At 44.1% G+C, this 6,186-nt stretch carries 8 protein-coding genes; 7 read left to right on the top strand and 1 reads right to left on the bottom strand.

Annotated elements, in window-relative coordinates:
• Nucleotides 1-22 precede the first annotated feature (22 nt).
• The 7 genes from LC574_RS21930 (at nucleotide 23) to LC574_RS21900 (ending at nucleotide 5,355) form a co-directional block, all read left to right on the top strand.
• Nucleotides 23-280, top strand: coding sequence for a sulfurtransferase TusA family protein (locus tag LC574_RS21930; RefSeq protein ID WP_100900138.1), 258 nt, complete (start codon nucleotides 23-25; stop codon nucleotides 278-280).
• Complete coding sequence (gene rsgA, locus LC574_RS21925; RefSeq protein WP_229455609.1) at nucleotides 277-1,407, top strand: small ribosomal subunit biogenesis GTPase RsgA; 1,131 nt, start codon at nucleotides 277-279, stop codon at nucleotides 1,405-1,407. The genes LC574_RS21930 and rsgA overlap by 4 nt, the downstream gene beginning before the upstream one ends.
• A gap of 136 nt (nucleotides 1,408-1,543) precedes the next feature.
• Nucleotides 1,544-2,305, top strand: coding sequence for a Uma2 family endonuclease (locus LC574_RS21920; protein ID WP_229455607.1), 762 nt, complete (start codon nucleotides 1,544-1,546; stop codon nucleotides 2,303-2,305).
• Between the two features lie 44 nt (nucleotides 2,306-2,349).
• A complete protein-coding gene (locus tag LC574_RS21915; protein ID WP_229455606.1) occupies nucleotides 2,350-2,919 on the top strand; it encodes a Uma2 family endonuclease in 570 nt (189 codons plus the stop codon).
• Nucleotides 2,920-3,319: 400 nt separating this feature from the next.
• Entirely contained in the window at nucleotides 3,320-4,909 is a 1,590-nt protein-coding gene (locus tag LC574_RS21910) for a glycoside hydrolase family 57 protein (protein WP_229455605.1), read from the top strand.
• A gap of 121 nt (nucleotides 4,910-5,030) precedes the next feature.
• Nucleotides 5,031-5,174 (top strand): hypothetical protein, encoded by a 144-nt coding sequence (locus LC574_RS21905; protein WP_229455604.1) that lies wholly within the window; start codon nucleotides 5,031-5,033, stop codon nucleotides 5,172-5,174.
• Complete coding sequence (locus LC574_RS21900) at nucleotides 5,158-5,355, top strand: hypothetical protein (RefSeq protein ID WP_229455602.1); 198 nt, start codon at nucleotides 5,158-5,160, stop codon at nucleotides 5,353-5,355. The genes LC574_RS21905 and LC574_RS21900 overlap by 17 nt, the downstream gene beginning before the upstream one ends.
• Nucleotides 5,356-5,437: 82 nt before the next feature.
• Here LC574_RS21900 and LC574_RS21895 read toward each other — a convergent pair whose 3' ends face one another.
• The gene (locus tag LC574_RS21895) at nucleotides 5,438-6,124 is read right to left on the bottom strand and encodes a Uma2 family endonuclease (protein WP_229455601.1); all 687 of its coding nucleotides are present in this window, start codon (nucleotides 6,122-6,124) and stop codon (nucleotides 5,438-5,440) included.
• Nucleotides 6,125-6,186 lie beyond the last annotated feature (62 nt).

Here is a 6,186-nt window from a genome sequence, read left to right as displayed (position 1 = left end):
GGGAAATTTATTTAAGTAATGAATGAAGCCCTCTTCTCTTTTAACTCCTGATGCTCAACTTGATTTACGCGGCACTCCTTGCCCAATTAATTTTGTGCGGACAAAACTACGTCTGGAGAAAATGCCATTGGGAGGTTTACTAGAAGTCTGGCTAGACCCTGGTGAGCCGATTGAGCAGGTTCCCGATAGTCTAACAATGGCAGGTTATCAGGTGGAACAAATTACAAACTGCACTAGTTATTTTTCTCTGTTAGTACGCCGTCCAGTTGCTAGCCAATGACAGGGGAAAATTTTGCTGCAACTGGACAGTTATTGGGTACGGTGGTGGCCGTGCAGGCTAATTTTTACCGAGTACAGCTGGATCAAGAGGATGGGGAGATAAGGGAGATAAGGAAGATAAGGGAGATGAGGGAGCAAGATCCTCCTCATCTTCCCCATCCCCCTCATCCCCTCCTCCTCCTCTGTACTCGCCGAACACGCCTGAAAAAAATCGGACAACAGGTGATGGTAGGCGATCGCGTTGTGGTAGAAGAACCAGATTGGGCTGGGGGACGGGGAGCGATCGCTGATGTTTTACCCCGCCAAAGTGAATTGGATCGTCCGGCGATCGCCAATGTTAACCAAATCCTATTGGTATTTGCCGTTGCCGATCCACCTTTGGAACCTTATCAACTGAGTCGGTTTCTGATTAAGGCTGAGTCTACTGGCTTAGATGTACTTTTATGTTTGAATAAAAGTGATTTAATTACACAGCAGGAACAGCAGCAAATTAGCGATCGCCTACTTAGTTGGGGCTATGAACCAATATTTATCAGCGTCAAAAATGGTATAAATACTGACCAAGCAGCTAAATATTTGAGCAATAAAATTACTGTAATTGCTGGGCCTTCCGGCGTGGGTAAATCCAGCTTGATTAATTCCCTGATTGACTCTCTTGGGCTGCGAGTAGGAGAAGTTTCTGGCAAACTAGCTCGTGGTCGTCATACCACTCGCCATATAGAATTATTTGAGTTGCCTAGCGGTGGAATGCTTGCAGATACTCCTGGCTTTAATCAGCCGGATATGGATTGTAACCCAGAAGAATTAATCCATTATTTCCCAGAAGCAAGAAAGCGGTTAGCAGTTGCTAGCTGTCGGTTTAGTGATTGTCTGCATCGAGACGAGCCTGAGTGTGTGGTGCGGGGAGACTGGGAACGATATGAACATTATTTAGAATTTTTGGATGATGCGATCGCTCATGAAACTCAGCTGCACCAACAAGCTGATCCTGAATCTACAATGAAGTTAAAAAGCAAAGGCAAAGGGCAGAGTCAATACGAACCCAAGTTAGAAAGTAAAAAATATCGCCGCATTTCCCGCAAGACTCAGTTACAGGACTTGCAAGAGTTATATCGAGATGAGGAATAAGGAGTGCGATGTCTACAATGGTCACTGAGCGGCTGGTGAGCAAAGTTGAACCATATCGAAGTGCGGCCTGCGCCTACGCGCTTCTATGTAAAGGTTGGTCACGATAGCATGGATACAAATAGAAAACCTATCTTGTATGTCTCAGCCCCTTGCTGCCACCGCTAGTTTAGAAGATGTCACTGAGAGTATAATTTTCCCACCAGGCGACCTCTATAGTGACGAACCCCCCTTGGAATCTGATTTACACCGCGAACAAATCGATTTACTTATCCGCCTGATTAAATGGTGGTGGCGCGATCGTCAGGATTTTTATGCTACTGGCAACCTGACTATCTATTTCAGTCCTAACCAGAAAAAGTCAGAAGAATTTCGAGGCCCTGATTTCTTTGTGGTTTTAGATACAGAAAAAAAAGACCGCAAAAGCTGGGTTGTGTGGCAAGAAGACGGCAAATACCCCAATGTGATTATTGAGATGTTATCTAATTCCACTGCCTCGGTTGATAAAGGTTTGAAAAAGCAAATTTACCAAAATACATTTCGCACTCCAGATTACTTTTGGTTTGACCCAAACAACCTAGAATTACAGGGATTTCACTTAGTTGATGGGCAATATCAAGACCTTGTACCCACTGAGTCAGGTTGGTTGTGGAGTCAGCAATTAGGGCTGTATTTGGCAGTATATTTAGGCAAATTACGCTTTTTTACACCAGACAGGCAGTTGGTGATGTTGCCAGAGGAAGAATCAAATCAACAGTTAGAGCAAGCAAACCAACAGTTACAGCAAGCAAACCAACAGTTACAGCAAACAAACCAACAACTAGAACAAGAACGTCAACGGGCTGCAATCTTGGCAGAACGCTTGCGAGGCGCAGGTATTGATCCTGAGCAAATATTCTGAAAATAGAATTTTTATCTCTAAACTAGGCATGGAAAAATAGTCCTATGAACCAAACAATATCTGATCAAGTCCGTTGGACAACCTCAGACTTAGAATTACTCACAACCGACGAATGGAAGCGCTATGAAATTATTGACGGAGAACTATTTGTGACTAGAGCGCCTCACTGGAGACATCAAGGGACTGCCGGTAATATATGCTTAGAGTTACAAATTTGGTCTCGCTCTAGTGGGCTAGGGGAAACCCGTCAAACTCCCGGCATAATTTTTACAGATGCCGATAATGTCATACCCGATGTAGTTTGGATTAGTCGTGAGCGTTTAGCACAATTGCTAGATGAGGAAGGGCATTTGAGAGGAGCGCCAGAACTCATTGTGGAAGTCCTTTCTCCTGGGACAACTAACGAACGTCGAGATCGAGAAGCCAAGCTGAAACTATACTCATCCACAGGAGTCCAAGAATATTGGATTGCAAATTGGCAATTACAGCAGCTAGAAGTTTATCGCAGAGAAGCTGCCCAATTAAAACTGATCACAACCTTGGTGGCTGATGACGAAATCACATCACCACTGTTAGCGGGTTTTGGCGTTCAAGTTGAACGTTTTTTTGGATAATTCTGGCGTAGGCGTAGCCCGCACTTCGGCTGCGCCCTTCGGCTACGCTCAGGACAAGCTCAGGACAAGCTCAGGACAGGCTCAGTGACCACCGTAGGCATCGCTCTTTAAACTCAACTTTACCAACAAATTGATCCAGAATCCACCTTGAAGCTAAAAAGCAGAGTCAATACAAACCCAAGTTAGAAAGTAAAAAATAAGGAGTTTGAAACCCACCGGAGTGGGTTTTGTCTGTATAGCCGCGAATTCCAATCGTCAGGGCTAGGGGTATTTTTACAAAAGTGAGATGCTCCCCAATGTGATTTCAAATTGGTATTACGATCCCCATAAGTCTTAAAATATTGTTAATTTCTGCCAAACCTCTCGACCTTCAACTTACAAGTATCACCCCAAAATCACTATGGCTATCGGCTACGTCGCGCTTGTACTCCATGCACATCTGCCCTTCGTTCGTCACCCGGAAAGTGACTACGTGCTGGAGGAAGAATGGCTCTATGAAGCCATCACAGAAACCTACATTCCATTATTCAAAGTATTTGAAGGCTTAAAGCGAGACGGTATCGACTTTAAAATTACGATGAGTATGACACCACCTCTAGTGTCGATGCTTCGTGATCCTCTGCTGCAAGAACGCTATGACGCACACTTAGCCCAACTAGAAGAACTTATAGAACTAGAAGCAGAACATAATGTCAATAACGGACATCTTCGTTATTTAGCCGAACATTACATTACTGAGTTTAAAGAAGCACGTCAGATATGGGAAGGCAATCAAGGTGACTTGGTGACAGCTTTTAAGCAGTTCCAAGACAGTAACAACCTGGAAATCATCACTTGCGGCGCTACTCACGGCTATTTGCCGTTGATGAAAATGTATCCAGAAGCAGTCTGGGCACAAATTCAGGTAGCCTGCGAACATTACGAGCAAACCTTTGGAAAAGCACCCAGAGGCATTTGGTTGCCTGAATGCGCCTACTATGAAAGTGTAGAGCGGATGCTAGCAGATGCTGGGTTACGCTACTTCCTTACTGATGGGCATGGTATCCTTTACGCCCGTCCGCGTCCGCGCTTTGGCACTTATGCCCCAATTTATACAGAAACTGGTGTTGCTGCCTTTGGTCGAGATCATGAATCGTCCCAACAGGTATGGTCTTCTGAGGTAGGCTATCCTGGAGCAGCAGAATATCGAGAATTTTACAAAGATTTGGGCTGGGAAGCAGAGTATGAATACATTAAGCCCTACATCATGCCTAATGGTCAGAGGAAGAATACGGGTATTAAGTATCACAAAATTACGGGACGTGGCTTAGGACTTTCAGATAAAGCACTTTACGATCCGTATTGGGCTAGGGAAAAGGCCGCAGAACACGCTGCTAACTTTATGTATAATCGAGAGCGGCAATCTGAGCATCTTTATGGTATAATGCAGCGCCCGCCAATCATCGTTTCGCCTTATGACGCAGAGTTATTTGGACATTGGTGGTATGAAGGCCCTTGGTTCATCGATTACCTATTCCGCAAGTCGTGGTATGACCAAGGAACATATCAAATGACCCATTTAGCAGACTATTTGCGGGAACAGCCGACGCAGCAAGTCTGTCGTCCTTCGCAGTCGAGTTGGGGTTTCAAGGGTTTCCACGAATATTGGTTGAATGAAACGAATGCATGGGTTTATCCGCATTTGCACAAAGCTGCTGAACGGATGATTGAAATCTCGCGTTTGGAACCAGAGGATGAATTGCAGTGGAGAGCGCTCAACCAAGCGGCGAGGGAATTGTTATTAGCACAATCTTCCGACTGGGCATTTATTATGCGGACGGGAACAATGGTACCCTATGCAGTTAGACGGACGCGATCGCACCTAATGCGGTTCAATAAGCTCTACGAAGATGTTAAAGTCGGCAAAGTTGACAGTGGTTGGTTGGAAAAAGTCGAGTTAATGGATAATATCTTCCCCGAAATCAACTATCGCGTCTATCGTCCGCTATAGTCTCACAAAAAATAATCAACAGCAGTAGGGTGGGCATTGCCCACCTTATATTGGTAGTGAGGAGCGTTCGTTTATTTTACCAACAACAGAGCAAGCCTTAGCCTGTGTACGGGTTTGTCAAATGCTGTCAAATCTTTACAAAGACATCCGTTTATTTCGATTTGACGACAAAACAGGGCAAGTTTACATCCTGGCTAGAGATGAACTCCAAATCATTGTACTAAGTAATGGAATCTGGGATTTTGTCAATGAACCAGAATTATGAGCAAATGAGTTTTTCAGAGTTGAGAGCTTACGTGGTGGAAAACCGCGAAGACATTGAAGCTCTACGTTTTTTAATGAGCAAACGTGACCCTAATTCTAAAGGCTATCCTATGCCTGTGACAGAAGCTGATATGCAAGCCCAGATGGAAATCATTAGGCGTAAGATTAATGGAAAACTTTGAGATTATTGTCTAATTTACTAAGCATAATTAGGGTGGGTAAATCATACTCACCCTATTATTTTATTAACACTGCCGGATTTAGCTAAAGGCTATCTGGATCAATATTTAATTCTCGAAGTTTAGCAGCTAATCTTTGCGCTTTCTCTTCTGCGGCTTGTCGTGCAGCTGCTTCCTCTTCATGAGTTAGAAGTATTTGACTCGTAGCTAGATTGTAAAAACGTAGTTTTCCTGCTTCCAGGCGTAACTCTAGCCCCAAAACTTCACTGGGTAGGGACACTGTACCATCTGGCAGGGTATTGGCTGCTACTGGAAAATAATTCCCATCGACCAAGTGTAAACCCTGGAGTTGGGGATTGAGATAATCGCCTGTGGGGTCATATTGGAAATATTCACGCACTCCTAGAAAGGCATAAATTCCTTTCTTTGCACCTTGGTCTTTGCTGCGGGTGCTTTTTGAGGTAATCTCTAGAACAAAATCTGGGGTTTGATTATTTTCTTCCCAAGTTTTGTAAGAGCGTCTGTCACGGTTTTCCACTCCAAACACTACAAATACATCTGGGGCTACGACTGATTCTGGATAACCTTTTTCGTAGTAAATAAATAGATTACCAGCAACGTATACATCTGGGTGATTTTGAAAATAAATTTCCAGCACAGTGGTAGCGTATACGAGACACTTGCGCTGTAAATCACCTTCAGCCATTGGCTTACCATCCTCATCTGGGTACTCAATCGGGGTAACGGGGATATACTCTACTGAGGTTGTCATGAGCAGATATCTCAACTTAACTAGGGCTAGATTCAATTTAACCCTTCTTTGAAGTAGATCGG

Source organism: Nostoc sp. CHAB 5715, assembly GCF_020829685.1.
Classification (GTDB): Bacteria; Cyanobacteriota; Cyanobacteriia; order Cyanobacteriales; family Nostocaceae; genus Nostoc.
This window is presented reverse-complemented; position numbering and strand designations above follow the sequence as displayed.